19 protein-coding genes and 1 pseudogene are annotated in these 19,451 nt (G+C 72.6%); 9 read left to right on the forward strand and 11 right to left on the reverse strand.

Annotation, left to right across the window (positions count from 1 at the left end; genetic code table 11):
- Window positions 1-36: 36 nt before the first annotated feature.
- Window positions 37-1,422: an MFS transporter gene (locus tag ACFV0Q_RS12320; protein WP_385004250.1), complete on the reverse strand. Its 1,386-nt coding sequence runs from the start codon at window positions 1,420-1,422 to the stop codon at window positions 37-39.
- Between the two features lie 315 nt (window positions 1,423-1,737).
- On the opposite strand from ACFV0Q_RS12320, the gene ACFV0Q_RS12325 reads away from it, so the two are divergent.
- Window positions 1,738-2,658: a DUF3027 domain-containing protein gene (locus tag ACFV0Q_RS12325; RefSeq protein ID WP_385004252.1), complete on the forward strand. Its 921-nt coding sequence runs from the start codon at window positions 1,738-1,740 to the stop codon at window positions 2,656-2,658.
- Between the two features lie 305 nt (window positions 2,659-2,963).
- On the opposite strand, the pseudogene ACFV0Q_RS12330 reads toward ACFV0Q_RS12325, so the two are convergent.
- A pseudogene (locus tag ACFV0Q_RS12330) lies at window positions 2,964-3,113 on the reverse strand (helix-turn-helix domain-containing protein); the annotation flags it as partial.
- An 89-nt stretch (window positions 3,114-3,202) separates the two neighbouring features.
- Here ACFV0Q_RS12330 and ACFV0Q_RS12335 point away from each other — a divergent pair.
- Complete coding sequence (locus tag ACFV0Q_RS12335) at window positions 3,203-3,418, forward strand: hypothetical protein (RefSeq protein ID WP_385004254.1); 216 nt, start codon at window positions 3,203-3,205, stop codon at window positions 3,416-3,418.
- Here ACFV0Q_RS12335 and ACFV0Q_RS12340 read toward each other — a convergent pair.
- Window positions 3,403-3,936 (reverse strand): MepB family protein, encoded by a 534-nt coding sequence (locus tag ACFV0Q_RS12340; protein ID WP_385004256.1) that lies wholly within the window; start codon window positions 3,934-3,936, stop codon window positions 3,403-3,405. The two genes, ACFV0Q_RS12335 and ACFV0Q_RS12340, sit on opposite strands and share 16 nt — an antisense overlap.
- Window positions 3,937-4,092: 156 nt before the next feature.
- Between ACFV0Q_RS12340 and ACFV0Q_RS12345 the strand changes: the two genes are divergently transcribed.
- On the forward strand, window positions 4,093-5,610 hold the full coding sequence (locus ACFV0Q_RS12345) for an SPFH domain-containing protein (RefSeq protein ID WP_385004258.1): 1,518 nt from the start codon (window positions 4,093-4,095) through the stop codon (window positions 5,608-5,610).
- A 60-nt stretch (window positions 5,611-5,670) separates the two neighbouring features.
- On the opposite strand, the gene ACFV0Q_RS12350 is transcribed toward ACFV0Q_RS12345, so the two are convergent.
- Window positions 5,671-6,237, reverse strand: a complete 567-nt coding sequence (locus ACFV0Q_RS12350) for a DUF1062 domain-containing protein (RefSeq protein WP_385004260.1) — start codon at window positions 6,235-6,237, stop codon at window positions 5,671-5,673.
- Between the two features lie 253 nt (window positions 6,238-6,490).
- A complete protein-coding gene (locus ACFV0Q_RS12355; protein ID WP_385004262.1) occupies window positions 6,491-7,519 on the reverse strand; it encodes a WD40 repeat domain-containing protein in 1,029 nt (342 codons plus the stop codon).
- 76 nt (window positions 7,520-7,595) lie between these two features.
- Here ACFV0Q_RS12355 and ACFV0Q_RS12360 point away from each other — a divergent pair, with 76 nt between their 5' ends.
- The 3 genes from ACFV0Q_RS12360 to ACFV0Q_RS12370 all read left to right on the forward strand — a co-directional run bounded on the left by ACFV0Q_RS12360 (window position 7,596) and on the right by ACFV0Q_RS12370 (window position 10,468).
- The gene (locus tag ACFV0Q_RS12360) at window positions 7,596-8,288 is read left to right on the forward strand and encodes a GDSL-type esterase/lipase family protein (protein ID WP_385004264.1); all 693 of its coding nucleotides are present in this window, start codon (window positions 7,596-7,598) and stop codon (window positions 8,286-8,288) included.
- Window positions 8,289-8,347: 59 nt separating this feature from the next.
- The gene (locus ACFV0Q_RS12365) at window positions 8,348-9,337 is read left to right on the forward strand and encodes an aldo/keto reductase (RefSeq protein ID WP_385004266.1); all 990 of its coding nucleotides are present in this window, start codon (window positions 8,348-8,350) and stop codon (window positions 9,335-9,337) included.
- Window positions 9,338-9,502: 165 nt separating this feature from the next.
- On the forward strand, window positions 9,503-10,468 hold the full coding sequence (locus ACFV0Q_RS12370) for an MmcQ/YjbR family DNA-binding protein (protein ID WP_385004268.1): 966 nt from the start codon (window positions 9,503-9,505) through the stop codon (window positions 10,466-10,468).
- 6 nt (window positions 10,469-10,474) lie between these two features.
- Here ACFV0Q_RS12370 and ACFV0Q_RS12375 read toward each other — a convergent pair whose 3' ends face one another.
- The 5 genes from ACFV0Q_RS12375 to ACFV0Q_RS12395 all read right to left on the reverse strand — a co-directional run bounded on the left by ACFV0Q_RS12375 (window position 10,475) and on the right by ACFV0Q_RS12395 (window position 14,644).
- Window positions 10,475-10,996 carry a YbaK/EbsC family protein gene (locus tag ACFV0Q_RS12375; protein WP_385004270.1) on the reverse strand — a complete coding sequence of 174 codons (522 nt, stop codon included), beginning with the start codon at window positions 10,994-10,996 and terminating at the stop codon, window positions 10,475-10,477.
- A 34-nt stretch (window positions 10,997-11,030) separates the two neighbouring features.
- Window positions 11,031-11,879 (reverse strand): dimethylargininase, encoded by an 849-nt coding sequence (gene ddaH, locus ACFV0Q_RS12380; RefSeq protein ID WP_385004272.1) that lies wholly within the window; start codon window positions 11,877-11,879, stop codon window positions 11,031-11,033.
- Window positions 11,880-12,107: 228 nt separating this feature from the next.
- The gene (gene thpR, locus ACFV0Q_RS12385; protein WP_385004274.1) at window positions 12,108-12,662 is read right to left on the reverse strand and encodes an RNA 2',3'-cyclic phosphodiesterase; all 555 of its coding nucleotides are present in this window, start codon (window positions 12,660-12,662) and stop codon (window positions 12,108-12,110) included.
- A 148-nt stretch (window positions 12,663-12,810) separates the two neighbouring features.
- Window positions 12,811-14,181 carry an MFS transporter gene (locus ACFV0Q_RS12390; protein WP_385004276.1) on the reverse strand — a complete coding sequence of 457 codons (1,371 nt, stop codon included), beginning with the start codon at window positions 14,179-14,181 and terminating at the stop codon, window positions 12,811-12,813.
- A gap of 25 nt (window positions 14,182-14,206) precedes the next feature.
- The gene (locus tag ACFV0Q_RS12395; RefSeq protein ID WP_385004278.1) at window positions 14,207-14,644 is read right to left on the reverse strand and encodes a MarR family winged helix-turn-helix transcriptional regulator; all 438 of its coding nucleotides are present in this window, start codon (window positions 14,642-14,644) and stop codon (window positions 14,207-14,209) included.
- A 119-nt stretch (window positions 14,645-14,763) separates the two neighbouring features.
- Here ACFV0Q_RS12395 and ACFV0Q_RS12400 point away from each other — a divergent pair, with 119 nt between their 5' ends.
- Window positions 14,764-14,946, forward strand: coding sequence for a ribbon-helix-helix protein, CopG family (locus ACFV0Q_RS12400; protein WP_267091081.1), 183 nt, complete (start codon window positions 14,764-14,766; stop codon window positions 14,944-14,946).
- Here the strand turns inward: ACFV0Q_RS12400 and ACFV0Q_RS12405 are convergent.
- Entirely contained in the window at window positions 14,939-16,366 is a 1,428-nt protein-coding gene (locus ACFV0Q_RS12405; RefSeq protein WP_385004281.1) for an NCS2 family permease, read from the reverse strand. The genes ACFV0Q_RS12400 and ACFV0Q_RS12405 overlap by 8 nt on opposite strands.
- Before the next feature lie 139 nt (window positions 16,367-16,505).
- On the opposite strand from ACFV0Q_RS12405, the gene ACFV0Q_RS12410 reads away from it, so the two are divergent.
- Both ACFV0Q_RS12410 and ACFV0Q_RS12415 read left to right on the forward strand, forming a co-directional pair.
- Window positions 16,506-16,835, forward strand: coding sequence for a DUF2530 domain-containing protein (locus ACFV0Q_RS12410; protein ID WP_385004283.1), 330 nt, complete (start codon window positions 16,506-16,508; stop codon window positions 16,833-16,835).
- Between the two features lie 145 nt (window positions 16,836-16,980).
- Entirely contained in the window at window positions 16,981-19,440 is a 2,460-nt protein-coding gene (locus ACFV0Q_RS12415) for an HAD-IC family P-type ATPase (RefSeq protein ID WP_385004285.1), read from the forward strand.
- The last annotated feature ends 11 nt before the right edge of the window (window positions 19,441-19,451 follow it).

Genomic DNA, 19,451 nt, shown 5'->3' on the forward strand with positions numbered 1-19,451 from the left:
GGGAGGGGCAAGCCCCGCGCAGCGGTACCGGGGGCGTCAGGCCACTCGGGGGCGCCGGGCGGAGCCCGGGTGGTGGGGGCGCGGGGTCGCCAGCAGGCCGCGTAGGGCCATGACCGTGCCCAGGGCGACCACGAGCGCGGCGACCGCCATCCCCAGCACCCCGTTCAGCGGCAGCACGATGCCGATCGCGCCGCCCAGCACCCACGCCACCTGGAGCAACGTCTCCGAACGGGCGAACGCCGACGTCCGCACCGCCTCCGGCACGTCCCGCTGGATCATCGCGTCCAGCGACAGCTTCGCGAGGGCCTGGCAGAAGCCGGCCGTCCCGGCCAGCACGGCCATGAACAGCCCGCTGAACAGCACCGCCGCCAGCACCGCCACCCCCAGCGTCACCGACAGCACCGCCGCGATGATCGCCTCCGGCGCCCGCGCCCGCAGCCACGCCCCCACCGCCGTCCCGGCCGCGTTGCCGACCCCCGCCGACACGCCCACGATGCCCAGCGACACCGCCGCGCTCTGCCCTCCCAGGGGGTGTTCGCGCAGCAGGAACGCCAGGAAGAAGATCAGGAACCCGGACAGGACACGCATCGCGGCGTTCGCCAGCAGCCCGCACAGCACCGGCCGGCTGACCGTCCGCAGCCCCGGACGCTTCGAATGGGCCTCGTGGGTGGACAGCCGCGCCCGCCGCTCCCCCTTCGCCTCGTCCACCTTGTGCGGCAGCTGGAACGCCGCGAACGTCCCCCACACGAAGATCGCGCAGGCCCCGTACAGCGGCCACGGCGGCCCGATCGCGTGCAGCGCGGCCCCCACCGGCGCGGCGGCGCCCGTCGCGAGCAGCCCGGCGAGGGTGACCCGGGAGTTCGCCTTGACGAGTGAGAAGTTCGGCGGCAGGAGGCGCGGCACCACGGCGCTGCGCACGACGCCGTACGCCTTCGACGCGACCAGTACCCCGAGCGCCGCCGGGTACAGCTCCAGCCCGCCCGTGGCGACCGCGCCCGACATCATCACCGCCAGCAGCGCCCGCGCGAACATCGCGCAGGCCATCGCCGCCCGCCGCCCGTGCGGCAACCGGTCCAACAGCGGACCGATCACCGGGGCCAGCAGGGTGAACGGCGCCATCGTGATGGCCAGGTACAGGGCCACCCGGCCGCGTGCCTCGTCCGTGGGTACCGAGAAGAACACCGTGGAGGCCAGCGCCACCGTGATCATCACGTCGCCGGCGCCGTTGATGGCGTGCAGTTCGATCAGCCGGCCGAGGCCCGATTCCCCGGCCCCGTGGGCGTGCGTGGCCCGCCGGATCCCGCGCGCCGTACCGGTGATCGGAAGGTGCAGGGCGCGCCCGACCGCCCGGCCGGCCCGCTTGGCCGGTCCCGAGCCGCCGCCGGACGACCGTACGGGTGCCACGTGGCCATAGTGCCCCACTAGGCCCTCAGGGACCCGTCCCGGCGCGTCGCGGGCAACGGCGTTGTCCGCGAATCGGACCTCGCATGTGGGCCGAAGGCTTCGGAGGAGGTAGCGTGCGTAGCGCGCCACCGGCGGTTGCTCTTGGCCGCGCGCCTCTTCGCGATCCCGCAGAATGGATCGCAGTGGGGTGCGCCCGAGGCCGATCGGGCGCGGACGTCGACGCGGCCCTCTGGTCCGCTCCGCCCGCGCTACGTACGGACGAGACCGACGGGTCGTTGTGGACGACAGTACGGACGGCGCACTCGTGAGACGGCGTAGGAGAGAACGAGACCTGTGAGTGCTGCGACGACGACGCGAAGCCGTACCCCGCGTACCCCCGACCGCCTGTGCGCCGAGGCGGTAGAGCTCGCCCGCGGGGCGGCCGAGGAGGCCGCCTTCCCCGGTGTGGTGGGCGAGCACGTCTCCGCCGTCGCGGAGGGCGACCGGGTCGTCACGCACTTCTTCGAGTGCAAGGAACCGGGCTACCGGGGCTGGCGCTGGGCCGTCACCGTGACCCGCGCCTCCCGCGCGAAGAACGTCACCCTCAACGAGACGGTGCTGCTGCCCGGCGACGACGCCCTGCTGGCGCCCGAGTGGGTGCCGTGGAGCGAGCGGCTGCGTCCGGGCGACATGGGCCCCGGCGACCTGCTCCCGACGGACGCCGACGACCTGCGGCTGGAGCCGGGCTTCTCCGGCGAGGACGCGCCGCCGCCGAACGCGGTGGTCTCCACCGAGATGGCCGAACTGGTCGAGGCCGAGGACGCCGACGTCACCGACCGGGTCGTCGTCCCCGCGCGGGGCTCCATCACGTCCGTCGCCGAGGAACTGGGCATGCGGCGGGCGCGGGTGCTCTCCCGGTACGGGCTGCACAGCGCGGCCGACCGCTGGGACGAGTCCTTCGGCGCGAAGACCCCGATGGCGCAGGCCGCCCCGGCGTCGTGCGTCTCGTGCGGGTTCCTCGTCGCGATCGGGGGCTCGCTGGGTCAGGCCTTCGGGATCTGCGCGAACGAGTTCGGCCCGGCGGACGGCCGGCTCGTCTCGCTCTCCTACGGGTGCGGGGGCCACTCCGAGGCCGCCGTCATGCCGAAGCCGCTGCGGCCGGCGCCGCCGGTGCTCGACTCGATGGCGACCGACGAGTTCCCCCTCCGCCCCGCCCCCGACACGGGCTCGGTCCCGACTGCGGACCTCCCGGCCGCCGACCTGGGCCATTCGTGACCTTCTAGACGCGCCGCTCGCGCGGCTCGGCCGCGAGCGGCCTCCCCGGCTTCGCGTCGCTGCGCCGGACTCCGTCCGTCGGCCGTTGGGCGGGGCCGCTGCGCGTGGCTGGTCGGGGCCTCGTGGCCGGCGCCGAGCTGGAGTGCGTCGAGGGCCTCGCGGACCGCCGCGAACCGGGGGTGGCCGGGGCCGGCGAACAGGGCGGTGTGCAGGGACTGGTCCCCCGTGAGGTCGGACAGGTCCCGTACGCGGAGCACCTCGGCGATCCGCAGGATCATGGGCAGTGCCGGGGTCTTGAGCCGGCCGGTCTCGATGGCCTTGACCCAGGATCCGGATCGGCCGACGAGGCCGCCGAGTTGGTCGCGGGTGAGTCCGCGGCGGGTGCGGAGGATCTGCATTCTCTGGCCGAACACCAGCGGGTCGGCGTACGGGTCCGGGGTAGCTTCGGTAGACATGGCGGCCTTGCCCCTTCCTTGCAGCTTCGACGCTGACAGGGTAGGGCGCGGACCCGGTCGGGCGGCGACGGTGCGCGTACTCTCGGCGCATGGGGGACATGGTGGGGATGAGCGGGCGGGTCACCGGGGTTGTCGGGCCCGGGATGGTGGGGGAGGTCATCGTGCGGATTCGGGGTGGGGCCGAGCACTTTCTGGCCCACCCGGCGCCGGGGGAGGGGCGGATCGCCGTCGGGACCGTCGTGACCGTGGTCGAGTACCTGCCGCCTCGGACCGTGTACGTGATGGCCGCCTACCCGGCCGACTGATCCGCCCGGTACAGCTCCCGGGCACGGGCCGTGTCGACGGGGTCGCCGTCCAGGGACAGGAAGTGCTCCAGTTGCCAGGCCTGCGTACGTTCCGCCTGCCGGCTGGTGGTGGTCACCCAGGGCGGGTACACGCGGAAGGCCCGCTTGCCCCCGATGCCGTCCGCCGAGACGATCCCGCGGCGGTGGAGCACGTCGACGGGCAGGACGAACTGGCCGAACCCGTCCGCGTCGCGGGAGCTGACGACGAACAGGTCGATGCCGTCCGACACGTCGAACGGCGCGATGGGCCCGCCCGGGGACCTCTTCCAGACGGTCACGAACTGCCCGGCCTTGGTGGGCGTCGTCTTCGCCGACCGGAAGCGGACGGCGAGGCCGTTCAGGGTGAACGCGTACGCGGCGTACGCCTCGCTCTCGGGCTCGGGGAGCGGTTGGGAGAGGGCGAACGCGCAGGGGTCGTAGACGAGCTCCTTCGCTGCGAGCAGGTCCGCGGGGAGCGGGGGCGTGGGGTGCGTCGGCATACGGGCAGCCTGTCATGTCCCGCACCGGGGGCCCCGCGCGACCTGTGCGTATCAAGATGGCGACAAGAATGATCCCGCCACTACTGCGCGGGCCCGCACGGGCGCACACTCGCCTTCGTCGGTGTCGAACGGCACCGCGATAAGGGGGCGTTGCCGATGACCATCGGCGTCGTGGCGGGAATCGTTCTCGCCGCAATCATTGCCGTGATCGGCCTGTTCAAGCTCATGTGGCGGGTGGCCGAACCGAACGAGGCACTCGTCATCTCCGGCTCCACGCACAAGACCGAGGGCATCGGCGAGGGCATGGGGTTCCGGATCGTCACCGGGCGCGGGACGCTGGTGCTGCCCGGCGTACAGGCGGTCCGCAAGCTCTCGCTGGACCTGAACGAGACCCAGCTGGTGGTGGACTGCGTCACCCACCAGGGCATCCCGCTGCGGGTGAAGGGCGTCGTCATCTTCAAGATCGGCGACGACTTCGTCTCCATCGCCAACGCGGCGCGCCGCTTCCTGGACCAGCAGAAGATGATGCCCGAACGGGTCCACATCGTCTTCGCCGGCCATCTGCGGTCCATCGTCGGCGGGCTGACGGTCGAGGACATGATCCGCGACCGGGAGAAGCTCACCGGGCAGACCCGGATGGCGTGCGGGACCGAGATGGAGAAGCTCGGCCTGATCGTGGACTCGCTCCAGATCCACGAGATCGAGGACCCGACCGGCTACATCAAGAACCTGGCGATGCCGCACGCGGCCGCCGTGCAGCGGGACGCGCGCATCGCGCAGGCCGAGGCGAACCGGCTGGCGACCGAGGCCGAGCAGACGGCCTTCGCGCGGATGGCGGAGGCCACCCGCGACAGCGAGATCCTCCAGGCCGGCTACCAGGCCGAGCGCGACAAGGCCGCGGCCACCGCCCGGCAGGCGGGCCCGCTGTCGGAGGCCGCCGCCAAGCAGGAGGTCGTCGTCCAGGAGACCCGCGTCGCGGAGCTGGAGGCGCACCGGCGCGAGCAGCAGCTGCAGGCCGACGTGCGCAAGCCCGCGGACGCGGCCGCGTACCAGACGAGGACCCTCGCCGAGGCGGAGCGCGACGCCCGGATCTCGGCGGCGCAGGCCAAGGCCCGGGAGACCGAGCTGGCGGCGGCCGCCGAGGCCACCCGGGTACGGACGGCCGCCGCGGCCGAGGCCCAGGCCACCGAGGCGCGGGGCCTCGCGGCGGCGACCGCGACCCGTGCGAGCGGTGAGGCGGAGGCGGCGGCCACCCAGGCCAAGGGCCTCGCGGCGGCCGAGTCGGCGCGGGCGAACGGCCTCGCGACGGCGGACGCGGCGAAGGCCAAGGGTCTCGCCGAGGCCGAGGCGATCAAGGCGCGGGCCGCCGCGCTGGCGGAGAACCAGGAGGCGGTGGTCGCGCAGCAGCTCGCCGAGAACTGGCCGGCGATCGTCGAGGCGGGCGCGGGCGCCTTCGGCAACGTCGAGCACATGGTGCTGCTCAACGGGGCCGAGGGGATGTCGGAGATGTTCGCGAAGGCCCTCACGATGGGCGGCACGGGCCTCGGCGTGGCCCGCCAGCTCCTGGCCTCGATGTCCCAGCAGCCCCCGTCCACCCCGTCGACCCCGCCCACCCCGTCCCCGAACGGCAACGGCCCCCGGCCCACGCCGATCCCCCTGGACGACCGGGTCTGACCAGCTGCTCCGCCGTGGTCCCCGGCCCCGGGCCTTCGCCCGGGGCCGGGGCCGGAGGAATCAGCGCTTGAGCATGAAGGTGAAGTCGCCCGAGAGCCTGCCGCTCAGGCGGACCGCCGACACCAGGTTCCCCTCGGCGAGCAGTCCCTCGACCGCGGCCCGCGAAAGGCCGAAGCCCTCGGCGATCAGGCGTACCGGACGCACGGGGATCCGCGCCGCGAAGCGGACCGCGACCTCGATGGCCTCGCCCTCCGGCTGCTCCGGCTGACACGGCTGATCCGGCCCGCCCCGTTCCAGGCGCCAGGCGTCGTCCCAGTCGAGGGCGACGCGATTGCGGCGCCGTACGACCGGGTCCTGGAGCAGTTCGGCCGCCAGGCCGGGGTCGTTGTCGTGCAGCAGGTCCAGCAGCTCGGGCCGTACGGAACGCACGTGCACCCGTTCCAGGACGGTGAGCCTGGTGGTGTCCCCGCAGCCGGTGCACAGGGCGAGGAGCCAGGCGTCGAGGAGCTTGTGGTTGGCGTTGACGCGGAACTTGCCGTTCGCCCGGAAGCGCCCGGAGGCGCACCTGTGGCAACGGCGCAGGACTATAGGCAGGCAGGTGGGAACGACCACCCAGGTTTCGGACACAGAAGAACACCGGTTCCAGTGAGAAGACCGCAGCGAAAAGGAGCACGGCGCACAGGTGCGACGCGCGACGGTTCAGCGCTCGGGGTGTCTCACTTGGTGTACAACGGCACGTCCTCGACCGGGAGATGGCGGGCGGGAGCACGCTATCGCCACACGGGAGCGCGGCTCCACCGGTTTTCGGGCCGGACGGGACGGCCCGGGCCGAACGGACGGCCTGGCCGCGGGGCCGCCGTAGCCGCGGGGCCGCCGGAGGCTAGCCGCGGGGCCGGCGGCGGAAGAGGCGGCGGCCGGCGAGGACCAGGGCCGTGGCGGCCGCCAGGACCAGGGCGCCCTTGCCGTAGCCGCCGCCCTGGCCCGCCGCGGCCCCCGGCGTACCGCCCTGCGGACCGCGCGCCGCGGGCGTCGTCGCGGCGGACGGCCCCGCCGGCTCCACCGCGACGGCCACCACCTTGCTGTCCGCCCCCTCCGCCCCGAACATCAGCGTCTTCCCGTCCGGCGTGTACGTCACCGACTCCGCCTGCCCCTGCCACGGCGCGCTCACCGCCTCCCCCGCGCCCTGCGGACGGCCCTCCTTCCACGGGTAGGTGCGGGCCCAGAAGTACCCGCGCAGCGTCAGCCGGCCGCCGTCCGGCGAGAACGCCCCGTCCGTCACCCACGGCACGTCCGCGACCCGCCGGAACACGTTCCGCCCGTCCGCCGACAGCCGCTCCGGCCCCTCGTACAGGCCGCCCCGCTGCTCGTTCTTGCTCGCGATGTACACCCGCCCGGTCACCGGATGCACCATCAGCGCCTCCGCGTTGCGCGGCCCGTCCTCGTACGTCACCGTGAACTGCTCGGCCCTGACGGTGGCGTCGCGCAGCTCCTTCGGCTCGGGGAAGCGGTAGATCCACACGTGGTCCCAGGTGCCGTCCCGGTTGTCGCCGATGTCCCCGACGTACAACTGCCCGTCCGGGCCCAGCGAGATCGCCTCGACGTCGCGCGGGGTCCCTATGCCCGTCATGGTCACCCGCGCCACCGTCTTGCCGGTCGCCGAGTCCACCGCGTACACGTACGGGCCGTCGTCGCTGTCGTTGTGCGTCCAGTACACGCCCGGGTGGATCCGGCTCGCCGCCAGCCCGCTCGACTCCTTGATCCGCGGATCGGTGATCGTGAACCCGGACGCGCCGGGCCGGTCGTCGGCCGCGGCCGGCCCCGCGGCGGAGCCCGCCAGCAGAACGGCGGCGACGAGGGCGGCGGCGGGAACGGCGGCGGGAACGGCGGTCCGTACGAACAGCAGGCGCATCCCCCCAGCCTGCCAGGCCGCGCCGCGTGTCCGGCATCACAGGCGTGCCTGTCGCGTGATCCGCGATGATGACCGGATGCGTTTCATGTTCGTCGGCGACTCCATGACCATCGGACGCGCCGGCGACTACACCTGGCGCTACCGGATGTGGCAGCACCTGACCGCCACCCTGGAGAGCCCCTTCGAGATCGTCGGCCCGCGCACCGCGCTGTACGACACCGCCGCCGACGCGGCCACCAGCCACGCGTACGCCGCCCCCGGCTTCCCCGCCGACGCCCGCCGCCACCTCGCCGGCTGGGGCGAGGGCTGGCAGCACATGGCCCCGCTCATCGGCCCGGCCGCCCGCGAGGGCCGCGCCGACGTACTGCTCGTCTCCCTCGGCCTGATCGACCTCGGCTTCTACACCAAGGCCGAGCAGACCGCCGCCAACGCCCGCCGCTTCGTCGCCGAGGCACGGCAGGCGCGCCCGCGGATCCGGATGGTGCTCCTCCCCGTCATCCCGAACGTCCGCGCCGACGAGGACCCGCCCTTCGCGGTCGAGGTCGCCCGGTTCAACGAACTCCTCGCCAAGGCCGTCGCCGATCTGACCACCGACGCCTCGCCGATCCTGCTGGCCGCGCGCCCGGACGCGTACGAGATCACCCGCGACACCTACGACGGCACCCACCCCAACGCCTCCGGCGAACACCGCCTGGCGGGCGAGTTCGCGGCCGTCCTGCACCAGGCGTGGGGCATCGGCGGCCCCTACCGGCCCGCGACCGAGGCGTAACACGCCCGCAACGGCGGGGTCTTGCCTCGAGCGCACTCCAAGCAGTTGGCTAGGGCCCCATGAAGTACACGCAGCTCGGACGCACCGGCCTCAAGGTCAGCCGCCTCGTACTCGGCACCATGAACTTCGGTCCCCAGACGGGCGAATCCGAAAGCCACGCCCTCATGGACGCGGCCCTCGACGCCGGCATCAACTACTTCGACACCGCCAACGTCTACGGCTGGGGTGAGAACAAGGGCCGCACCGAGGAGATCATCGGCACCTGGTTCACCCAGGGCGGCGGCCGGCGCGACAAGACGGTCCTGGCCACCAAGGTCTACGGCTCGATGGCCGCCGAGGGCGCTCCGTGGCCCAACTACGACCGGCTCTCGGCGCTGAACATCCGCCGGGCCGTCGACGCGAGCCTCAAGCGGCTCCAGACCGACTACATCGACATCTACCAGTTCCACCACGTCGACCGGCAGACCCCCTTCGAGGAGATCTGGCAGGCCGTCGAGGTCCTCGTCCAGCAGGGCAAGATCCTCTACGCCGGTTCCTCCAACTTCCCCGGCTGGAAGATCGCCCAGGCCAACGAGACCGCCGCGCGCTCCGGGCGGCTCGGGCTGGTCAGCGAGCAGTGCCTGTACAACCTCGCGGAGCGGCGCGCCGAGATGGAGGTCATCCCGGCCGCCGAGGCCTACGGGCTCGGCGTCGTCCCCTGGTCCCCGCTGCACGGGGGCCTGCTGGGCGGCGCGATCCGCAAGTCGGCGGAGTCGGGGCGCACGGCGAGCGGCCGCTCGGCGGACGCGCTGGCCAACAGTTCCGTACGGGCGCAGGTGCAGGCGTACGAGGACCTGCTCGACAAGCACGGCCTGGAGCCCGGCGACGTCGCGCTGGCCTGGCTGCTGACCCGCCCCGGCGTCACCGGCCCGATCGTCGGCCCGCGCACCCCGGAGCAGCTCGCGTCGGCGCTGCGGGCGGTGGAGCTGGAACTCTCCGGGGAACTCCTCACGGCCCTCGACGAGATCTTCCCCGGTCCGGGGGCTTCGCCGGAGGCCTTCGCCTGGTAGGCGGCGTGGGCGGCCGCTACTGCCCGACGGCGGCCGCCACGGCGACGACGACGAACATCAGCACGAGCACACCGGCCATGACACGGTTTCTGGTCTTCGGATCCACCCGTCGAGACTAACGCGACAGCCCCCGGCCCTTCCGCCAGGGGCTGCGAGACTTCGGTCATGGTCGTGACCGTGGAAGACGTACGGCGGCTCGCGCTCGCGCTGCCGCGCACCGAAGAACACCTCATCCGCGACCGGGTGAAGTTCCGGATCGGCCGGATCGTCTACCTCGCCCTCTCCCGGGACGAGAGCGAGCTCGGCTTCGCGTTCCCCAAGGAGGAGCGGGCCGCGCTGGTCGCCGCCGAGCCGGGCACCTTCTCGCTGCCCGGCGCCGGGGACATGCGCTACAACTGGGTCCACGCCCGGATGGCCGCCCTCGACCCCGAGGAGCTGGCCGAGCTGGTCACCGACGCCTGGCGGATGTGCGTACCGGCCAAGGTGGCCCGGGAGCACCTGGAGGGCGGGCTGCCGCCCGCGCCCGGGCTCGACCGGCTGCGGGAGGCCGCCGAGGTGTTCGGGGCCTTCCCCGGCGTGGACCGCGGCTGGCTGGCCCTGGTCGCGGACACCGCCCCCGGGCTCGACCTCTCCCGGGCCGGGCACCGCACCGCCCTGCACCGCTGGCTCAACGCCTGGGGCTGCCGCATCCGCTACCCGCGGGACGGCGAGCCCGACCCGCTGGGGGCCGGGCTCGGCGCCTGGTGGGAGCGGCACGTACTGCCCGAGGCGCCCCTCGCGGCGCTGACCGACCGCGAGGTGGCCCGCCTCGCGGCGGCGTACGGGGACCTGGCGGCGCTCCCGCTCGGCCGCCGCACCCTCGGGCCGACCGCCGCCGCCAAGGCCCTGTTCGCACTGCGGCCGCGCACCGTGATGCCCTGGGACGCGGCCATCGCGACCCGGCTGCACGGCGGCCGGGACGCCGCCGCCTTCGACCGCCACCTGCGCACCGGGCGGGCCTGGGCGCGGGCCGCCCTCGCCGAGAGCGGCCTCGACGAGGACGCGCTGACCGCCGGGCTGGGCCGGCCCGGACTCCCGCTGGCCAAGGTCCTCGACGAGTACCTGTACGTCACCCTCAGCCACCGCGGCTAGGCCGTCTCACCCTACGGAGACCAGCGCGGGCTCCTCCGTGATGCGGGCCGCCCGCGGCCGGACCAGCGCGAGGTAGCTCGACGTGCGCAGGGCCACCGACACGTCGAGCCGGCCCGCGTTGAACCAGATCTCCTCCCGCTCCAGCAGCTCCGGATCGGCCACCACCTCCACCGACGGGTCGAAGCTCACCGGCATGATCGAACCGCTGGCGCAGCCCGTCAGCTCCTCGGCGACCGCCCGCACGGCGAAGGAGGCGTTCGTGCCCCCGTACGCCGCGCGCACCGCTTCCAGGTCGACGCGGCGGTGGCCCGGGACCACGGCGATGACGTAGCGGCGCCGCTTGCGTCCCAGTGCGACGCGTATCACCAGGCACTTGGCGGCCTCTTCGAGGCGGTGGCCGCGGATGATGCTGGCGAGTTCGGTCTGCCCCTCCGGGGCGTGGCGCAGGAGCCGGTAGTCGGCTCCTCCGCCGCCCAGGAGGTCGAGGAGGCGGGTGTAGCTGTCCGCGATCGCGGTCGCAGAGGTCACAACGGTCCTTTCCGGAAACTTCGTTGGCGGTGACTCAGCGCTCGCGCAGCTCCAGGGTGCAGCACTTCACACTGCCGCCGGCCTTGAGGAGCTCGGAGAGGCCGACTCCGATCGGCTCGAAGCCGCGCGCGCTGAGCTGGGCCTTCAGGCCGGTCGCCGCGTCCGGCAGCAGCACGTGGCGGCCGTCGGAGAAGGCGTTCAGCCCGAAGACCGCCGCGTCCTCGGCGGTGGCGAGGATCGCGTGGGGGAACATCGAGCGGAGCACGGACCGGCTGCCCTCGGAGAAGGCGGCCGGGTAGTACATGACCTCGTCGTCGGAGAGCACGGCCAGGGCCGTGTCCAGGTGGTAGTACTCCGGGTCGACGAGGGTCAGGCTCGTCACCGGCAGGCCGAAGAACTCCTGGGCCTCGGCGTGCGAGCGCGGATCGGTACGGAAGCCGGTGCCGGCGAGGAGCCGGCGGCCGACGGTCAGGATGTCGCCCTCGCCCTCGTTGATGAACTCGGGCCACAGCAGCTCGCGGTAGCCCCGGCGCTCGAACCAGTCGAGGTACGCCGGGCCCTCCGCGGTGCGCTGCGCGTGCCGGAAGCGGGCGCCGTAGACCTTGCCGTCGACCACGGTGGCGCCGTTGGCGGCGAACACCATGTCGGGGAGGCCGTCGACCGGGTCGATCTCCTCCACGAGGTGGCCGAGTTCGCGGTACAGGTCGCGCAGCCGCTCCCACTGGCGGACGGCGAGGGCGGTGTCGGTGCTCTTCTCCGGGTGCATCCAGGGGTTGATCGAGTACGTGACGTCGTAGTGCTGGGGACGGCACATCAGCAGCCTTCGCCGGGTGGCTACGCGTGAGGGAGCCGGAAGGGTGGCGGCGGGCTCGGTGAACGGCACGGGGACTCCTTCAAGGGTGGCTGGAGGGGCCGGGCCGCCCACGAGGTGGGGTGGGCGGCCGTGGTGTGGCGCGGTGCGTCAGCGGGCGGAGGCGAGCGGGTACTCGGCGTGAGCATGCCGGGTTCGCCTCTACTCGTTCTGTTTCACCGGAATCCGGATTCCGCGCCCCGAAGTACGGGCCACTTCCGCGTGAACCGTGCCGTAACGCTCCGCTTCGGTGCCGTCGGGTCAGGCGGAGAGGGGCCAGGCTTCGGCCACCTCGTAGCGGGGCTGTTCGCCGGGGACGCCGCTGGTGGGGAGGTTGCTGCGGATGAGGCTCAGGGTGTCGACCCGCCAGGGGGTGCCCTCGAAGGCGGCCAGGGCGTCGAGGAAGGGGCGCAGGTCGGCGCCGCCGCGGCTGCGGGCGAGGGTGAGGTGCGGGGTGTAGCGGCGGTGCCGCTCCATCGGGATCCCCGCCCGGCGGGCGGCGGCGTCGGCCCGGTCGGCGAGCAGGCGCAGGGAGTCGAGGCCGCCGGCGGCCCCGGTCCACAGGGCGTGGTCGCCGAAGTGGCCCGCGCCGTGGAGGCGCAGCGCGAAGGGCGCGGTACGGGAGGCCGCGCGGGCGAGGCGGGCGTGCAGGTCGGGGAGGAGGCGGTCGGGGACCTCGCCCATGAAGGCGAGCGTGAAGTGCCACCCCGCTTCCGCGGTCCACCGCAGCCCGTCACCCCGGGGCACGGCGGCGAGCGCGTCCCGCAGCTCCTCGACGGCCCCGGCGGGCGGCAGTACGGCGGCGAACAGCCTCATCCCCCGACGATAGCCCCGCCGCCCCCGCGGGGGCCCGTACCCGTCGGGCGGGCCCCCGCGAAGGTGGCTCAAAGCCGGAGCTGCGCCCCGGAGGGCGGTTGGGGCCTCGCCGGGCGGAGCCCCGTACCGGCTGCCGCCCCCGGAGGGGTTACGCCGCCGGGACCAGGTCCGGGCGGCGGGGGGTGGGGACGAAGGTGACCCCGTGGCGGTTCACGCGCAGGCGCAGGTTGCCCACGCGGGAGAGGACCAGGGCGATGCCGAGCGCGGCGGCCAGGGAGACCAGTGCGCCGGCGGCCATGCCGAGCCGGGCGCCGTAGGTGTCGGTGATCCAGCCCACGAGCGGGGCCCCGACCGGGGTGCCGCCGGTGAAGACCATCATGAACAGGGCCATGACCCGCCCCCGCATCTCGGGGTCGGTGGCCATCTGCACGCTGGAGTTGGCCACGACGTTGACGGTCAGCCCGAACATCCCGACCGGCACCAGCAGCGCCGCGAACAGCCAGTAGCCCGGCGCGAACGCCGTCACCAGGAGGAGGACGGAGAACAGCGCGGCGGCCGTCACCAGCAGCCGCAGCCGTGCCTGCCCCCGGCGCGCGGCCAGCAGGGCACCCGCCAGGGAGCCCGCCGCGATCAGGGTGTTGAACAGCCCGTACGTGCCGGCGTCCCCGTGGAAGACCTCGCTGACGAAGGCCGACAGCCAGATCGGGAAGTTGAACCCGAAGGTGCCGATGAAGCCGACCAGCACGATCGGCCAGATCAGCTCGGGGCGCCCGGCGACGTACCGCAGGCCCTCCCGCAGCTGGCCCTTCGCCCGCGGCTGCGGGGTCACCGGGTGCAGTTCCTGCGTACGCATCATCAGCAGCGCGGCGATCGGCGCCGCGAAGGAGAGTCCGTTCAGCAGGAACGCCCAGCCGGAGCCGACGGCGGTGATCAGCACACCGGCGATGGCCGGGCCGACCAGCCGCGCGGACTGGAAGTTGGCGGAGTTCAGGCTGACCGCGTTGGCGACCTGCGCAGGCCCGACCATCTCGGGCACGAAGGTCTGCCGGGCCGGGTTGTCGACGACGGTGACCAGGCCGAGCAGGAAGGCCGCGAGGTACACCTGCCAGACCTGGACGTGTCCGGCCAGGGTGAGGACGGCGAGCGCGACGCCGGTCAGGCCCATCGCGCTCTGGGTGGCGATCAGCAGCGGCCGCTTGGGCAGCCGGTCCGCGAGGACGCCTCCGTAGAGGCCGAACATCAGCATCGGCAGGAACTGCAGCGCGATCGTGATGCCGACCGCGGACGCGGAGCCGGTCAGGGAGAGGACCAGCCAGTCCTGGGCGATGCGCTGCATCCAGGTGCCCGTGTTCGAGACGACCTGGCCGGTCGCGAAGAGCCGGTAGTTGCGGATCTTCAGCGAGCCGAACATTCCCCGGCTGTCGCCGGGAGGTGCCCCCGGGTTCGTACCCGCTGGTGCAGCAGTAGAGGGGATGGATGTGTGGCCGGGTGCGGAGTCTGCTCCGGTTCCCGTACTCAAAAGCGTTCGCCTCCTGGCGTCGTTCCTACAGGTGCGCGAGCTTCTCCAGGACGGGTGCGGCCTCGCGGAGCTTGGCCCATTCGTCCTCGGTGAGCTCGCCCGCCAGCCCTGCCAGGAAGGCGTTGCGCTTGCGACGGCTCTCTTCGAGCATCGCCTCGGCTTCCTCCGTCTGGCTGACCACCTTCTGGCGGCGGTCGTCGGGGTGCGGTTCCAGCCTGACCAGTCCCTTGGCCTCCAGCAGCGCGACGATGCGTGTCATCGACGGGGGCTGGACGTGCTCGCGCCGGGCCAGCTCACCGGGGGTGGCCTGGCCGCAGCGGGCGAGCGTGCCGAGCACCGACATCTCGGTCGGGCTCAGCGATTCGTCGACGCGCTGGTGCTTGAGGCGCCGGCCCAGCCGCATCACGGCGGAGCGGAGGTCGTTCACGGCGGCGGCGTCGTCGCCATGGGAAAGGTCATGCATGTACTTAGAATAACTCATTACTCTACCTAAAGAACACCGGGTATCTGGCGTCACTCGTACGGGTGAGTCGGCGGCGGAAAGTGACACGCGTCCGCACCGTCTGGCCCGACCCTTTCGGCATGGGGACACATGTGCTGAGCATGCGCATAGACGGGGAGCTGCTGGACCGGCTCCGGCACCATGCCGCCAAACGCGGAATGAGCGTCCAGGACTACGTGGTCCGGACGCTCATTCGCGATGACTTCGACGAACGGTTCAAGACCGCCGTCGACGAGACAGAGAAGTTCTACGGCCTTACGTGAGGCCGAGGGCCGGCATGGCGTAGTAGAAGACGAACACCGCCGAGACGACGTACATCGCGGTCGGGACCTCGCGGCCCCGGCCCGTCGCCAGGCGCAGCACGCTGAAGCTGATGAAGCCGATGCCGATGCCGTTCGTGATCGAGTAGGTGAACGGCATCATCACCATGGCCAGGAAGGCCGGGACGGCGACGGTGAAGTCGCTCCAGTCGATGTCCTTGACCGAGCCGGCCAGGATCAGGAAGCCGACCGCGACGAGGGCGGGGGTGGCGGCCTGCGAGGGCACCATCGTGGCCAGCGGCGTCAGGAAGAGGGAGACGGCGAAGAGGCCGCCCGTCACCATGTTCGCGAGGCCGGTGCGGGCGCCCTCGCCGACGCCCGCCGTGGACTCCACGAAGCAGGTGGTGGCGGAGGAGGAGGTCGCGCCGCCCGCGGCGACGGCCAGGCCGTCCACGAACAGGACCCGGTTGATCCCGGGGAAGGTGCCGTCCGGCTTCGTCAGCTTGGCCTCGTCGCCGACGCCGAGGATCGTGCCCATCGCGTCGAAGAAGCAGGACAGCAGCACGGTGAAGACGAAGAGGATGCCCGTCAGCACGCCGACCTTGCCGAAGCCGCCGAACAGGCTGACCTGGCCGACGAGGCCGAAGTCGGGCGCGGCCACCGGGTTGCCGGGCCACTGCGGCACGGTCAGGCCCCAGGCGAGGTCCGGCAGGTCGGCGATCAGCTGCACGGCGACCGCGATCACGGTCATCACCACGATGGAGATCAGGATCGCGCCGGGCGTCTTGCGGATCAGCAGGGTGAGCGTGAGCAGCACGCCGAACGCGAAGATCAGGACCGGCCAGCCGAGCAGGTGGCCGTTGCCGCCGAGCTGGAGCGGGACGGTGGTGTGCGCGAGGTCCGGGATGCGGGAGACGAAGCCCGAGTCGACCAGGCCGATCAGCATGATGAACAGGCCGATGCCGATCGCGATGCCCTTGCGCAGGCTCAGCGGGACGGCGTTCATGACCCGCTCGCGCAGGCCGGTGGCGACCAGCAGCATCACCACGAAGCCCGCCAGGACCACCATGCCCATGGCGTCGGGCCAGCTCATGCGCGGGGCGAGCTGGAGGGCGACGACGGTGTTGACGCCGAGGCCGGCCGCCAGCGCGATCGGGACGTTGCCGATCACGCCCATCAGGAGCGTGGTGAAGGCGGCCGCCAGGACGGTGGCCGTGACGAGCTGGCCGCTGTCGAGCTGGTGGCCGTACATGTCCTTCGCGCTGCCCAGGATGATCGGGTTCAGCACGATGATGTAGGCCATCGCGAAGAAGGTCGCGAAGCCGCCCCGGACCTCACGGGCCACGGTCGAACCGCGCTCCGAGATCTTGAAGTAGCGGTCGAGGCTGGTGGTGGGGGCCGCGGCGGGTGCCGAGGTGCTCATGCGGTCCTCAAACGGGTCGATTGGGTGGTTCATACGAACGAATCCGGCCGTAGGCAAACCGTTTCAGTATGAACACATGAACGCGGGGCGGTCCATCTCCGCGCGTAGACCTCAAAACCGGCCACCTAGACTGGTGCCCATGGCGAAGTGGACTGCTCAGCACGAGGCGCCCGAGCCCCTTGAGGGCCCGGTGGTCGCCACCATCACCGGCGGAACGATCCTCTGGTTCGCCATGTTCGTCGTCCAGCTGCCGTTCTACGGGTGGTTCGCGGACCAGGACCTGCTGTGGTGGGTGTGGACCTGCGCGGCGGGCGGCGGGCTCGGCCTGATCGGCATCTGGTACGTCCGGGGCCGTGACGCCGCGCTGAAGCGCCACGCGGCGGAGCAGGTGGAGCAGGCAGGGCGGGCGGCGCACGCCGAGCCGACCGGTCCGGCCGGCGAGGCGCCCCGTACGGGCCCCGAGGCGTAGCCCGGCAGCGGCGCGGACCCCGGCGCGGAGCCCGGCGCGGACCCGGCCCCGGCGCCCGACCAGGGGACGATTCCGCTCATCCTGAAGTCGGATCTTCCGACTTCTCGGCGGGTGAACCGCCCCGGCGCCCTTTACCGTCGAAAGCATGACGCAGCGGGCGAAGATCGACCATGACGGGCCGGAGCGCTCCGACGCCGGCCCCGCCATCGACGCGGGAGCCGAGCTGGACCCCGTACACCCGGTGAAGCCCCCCGCCCCCCGCTTCAAACCGGGCGGCCTGCTCACCGCCGAGGTCGCCGAGCGCGTCGCCCGCGGTGACGTCAACGACGTGCCCGTCCGCTCCTCGCGCTCCACCGCCGAGATCGTCCGTGCCAACGTCTTCACCCGCTTCAACGCCATCATCGGCGTCCTCTGGGTGATCATGCTCTTCGTCGCGCCCATCCAGGACAGCCTCTTCGGATTCGTGATCATCGCGAACACCGGCATCGGCATCATCCAGGAAATGCGCGCCAAGAAGACCCTCGACGGGCTGGCCGTCATCGGCGAGGCCAAACCCAGCGTCCGCCGCGACGGCACCACCGCCGAGATCTCCACCTCCGAGATCGTCCTCGACGACGTCATCGAGCTCGGCCCCGGCGACAAGGTCGTCGTCGACGGCGTCGTCGGCGAGGCCGACGGCATGGAGATCGACGAGTCCCTGCTCACCGGCGAGGCCGACCCGGTCCTCAAGAAGCCCGGCGACCAGGTCATGTCCGGCTCCTTCGTCGTCGCCGGAGGCGGCGCCTTCACCGCCACCAAGGTCGGCCGCGCGGCCTACGCCGCCCAGCTGGCCGAAGAGGCCTCCCGCTTCACCCTCGTCCACTCCGAGCTGCGCTCCGGCATCTCCACCATCCTCAAGTACGTCACCTGGATGATGATCCCGACCTCGATCGGCCTGATCATCAGCCAGCTCGTCGTCAAGGAGAACAACTTCAAGGACGCCATCGCCCGCACCGTCGGCGGCATCGTCCCGATGATCCCCGAGGGGCTCGTCCTCCTCACCTCCGTCGCCTTCGCCATCGGCGTCATCCGGCTCGGCCGCAAGCAGTGCCTGGTCCAGGAGCTCCCCGCCATCGAGGGCCTCGCCCGCGTCGACGTCGTCTGCCTGGACAAGACGGGCACCCTCACCGAGGGCGGCATGGACGTCACCGAGCTGCGCCCCCTCGGCGGGGCGGAACCGGCCTACGTGAAGAAGGTGCTCGGCGCCCTCGGCGAGTCCGACCCGCGGCCCAACGCCAGCCTCCAGGCGATCATCGACGCCTACCCCGACAGCGCCGAGTGGCGCTGCACCGAGTCCCTGCCCTTCTCCTCCGCCCGCAAGTACAGCGGCGCCAGCTTCAGCGAGGGCGACGGCGAGAACAACACCTGGCTGCTCGGCGCCCCCGACGTGCTCCTGCCCGCCGGGGACCCGGCGCTGGAGGAGATCAACGGCCTCAACGAACAGGGCCTACGGGTCCTCCTGCTGGCCCGCTCGGCCCGCGAGCTCGACGACGCCGACGTGGCCGGCGGGGCCAGGCCCACCGCCCTCGTCGTCCTCGAACAGCGGCTGCGGCCCGACGCCGCCGACACCCTGCGCTACTTCGAGGACCAGGACGTCAAGGCCAAGGTCATCTCCGGCGACAACGCCGTCTCCGTCGGCGCGGTGGCGGGCAAGCTGGGGCTGCCGGGCGCGCAGAACACCGTGGACGCCCGCCGGCTCCCCACCGAGCGGGCCGAGATGGCCGCCGTCCTCGACGAGAACGCGGTCTTCGGCCGGGTCACCCCGCAGCAGAAGCGGGACATGGTCGCCGCCCTCCAGTCCAACGGCCACACCGTCGCCATGACGGGCGACGGGGTCAACGACGTGCTCGCCCTCAAGGACGCCGACATCGGCGTCTCGATGGGCTCCGGCTCGGAGGCCACCCGGGCCGTCGCGCAGATCGTCCTCCTCAACAACAGCTTCTCCACCCTCCCCTCGGTGGTGGCCGAGGGCCGCCGCGTCATCGGCAACATCACCCGGGTCGCGACCCTCTTCCTGACGAAGACGGTCTACTCGGTGCTCCTCGCGATCCTGGTGGTCTGCTCCCGGGTCGAGTACCCGTTCCTGCCGCGCCACCTGACCCTGCTGTCCACCCTCACCATCGGCATCCCGGCCTTCTTCCTGGCCCTGGCCCCGAACAAGGAACGGGCGAAACCGCACTTCGTGAAGCGGGTCATGCGGTACGCGATCCCCGGCGGGGTGATCGCGGGGGTCGCCACCTTCGTCACGTACCTGCTGGCCCGCGCCTACTACAGCGGCCCGGACGCCCTCAAGGCCGAGACCAGCGCGGCGACGCTGACCCTGTTCCTCACCTCGATGTGGGTGCTGGCGATCATCGCCCGCCCCTACACGTGGTGGCGGGTCGGCCTGGTCGGCGCGATGGGCGGGGCCTTCCTGGTGGTCCTCGTCGTCCCGTGGCTCCAGGACTTCTTCCAGCTCAAGCTGGTGGGCGTCACGATGCCGTGGATCGCGGTCGCCGTGGCGGCGGGCGCGGCCGCCCTGATCGAGTTCAGCTTCCGGTGGGTCAGCCGCCGCTTCCCGGCTTGACCCGTGTGGGT

This window comes from Streptomyces sp. NPDC059564, assembly GCF_042735575.1.
Taxonomy (GTDB): Bacteria; Actinomycetota; Actinomycetes; order Streptomycetales; family Streptomycetaceae; genus Streptomyces.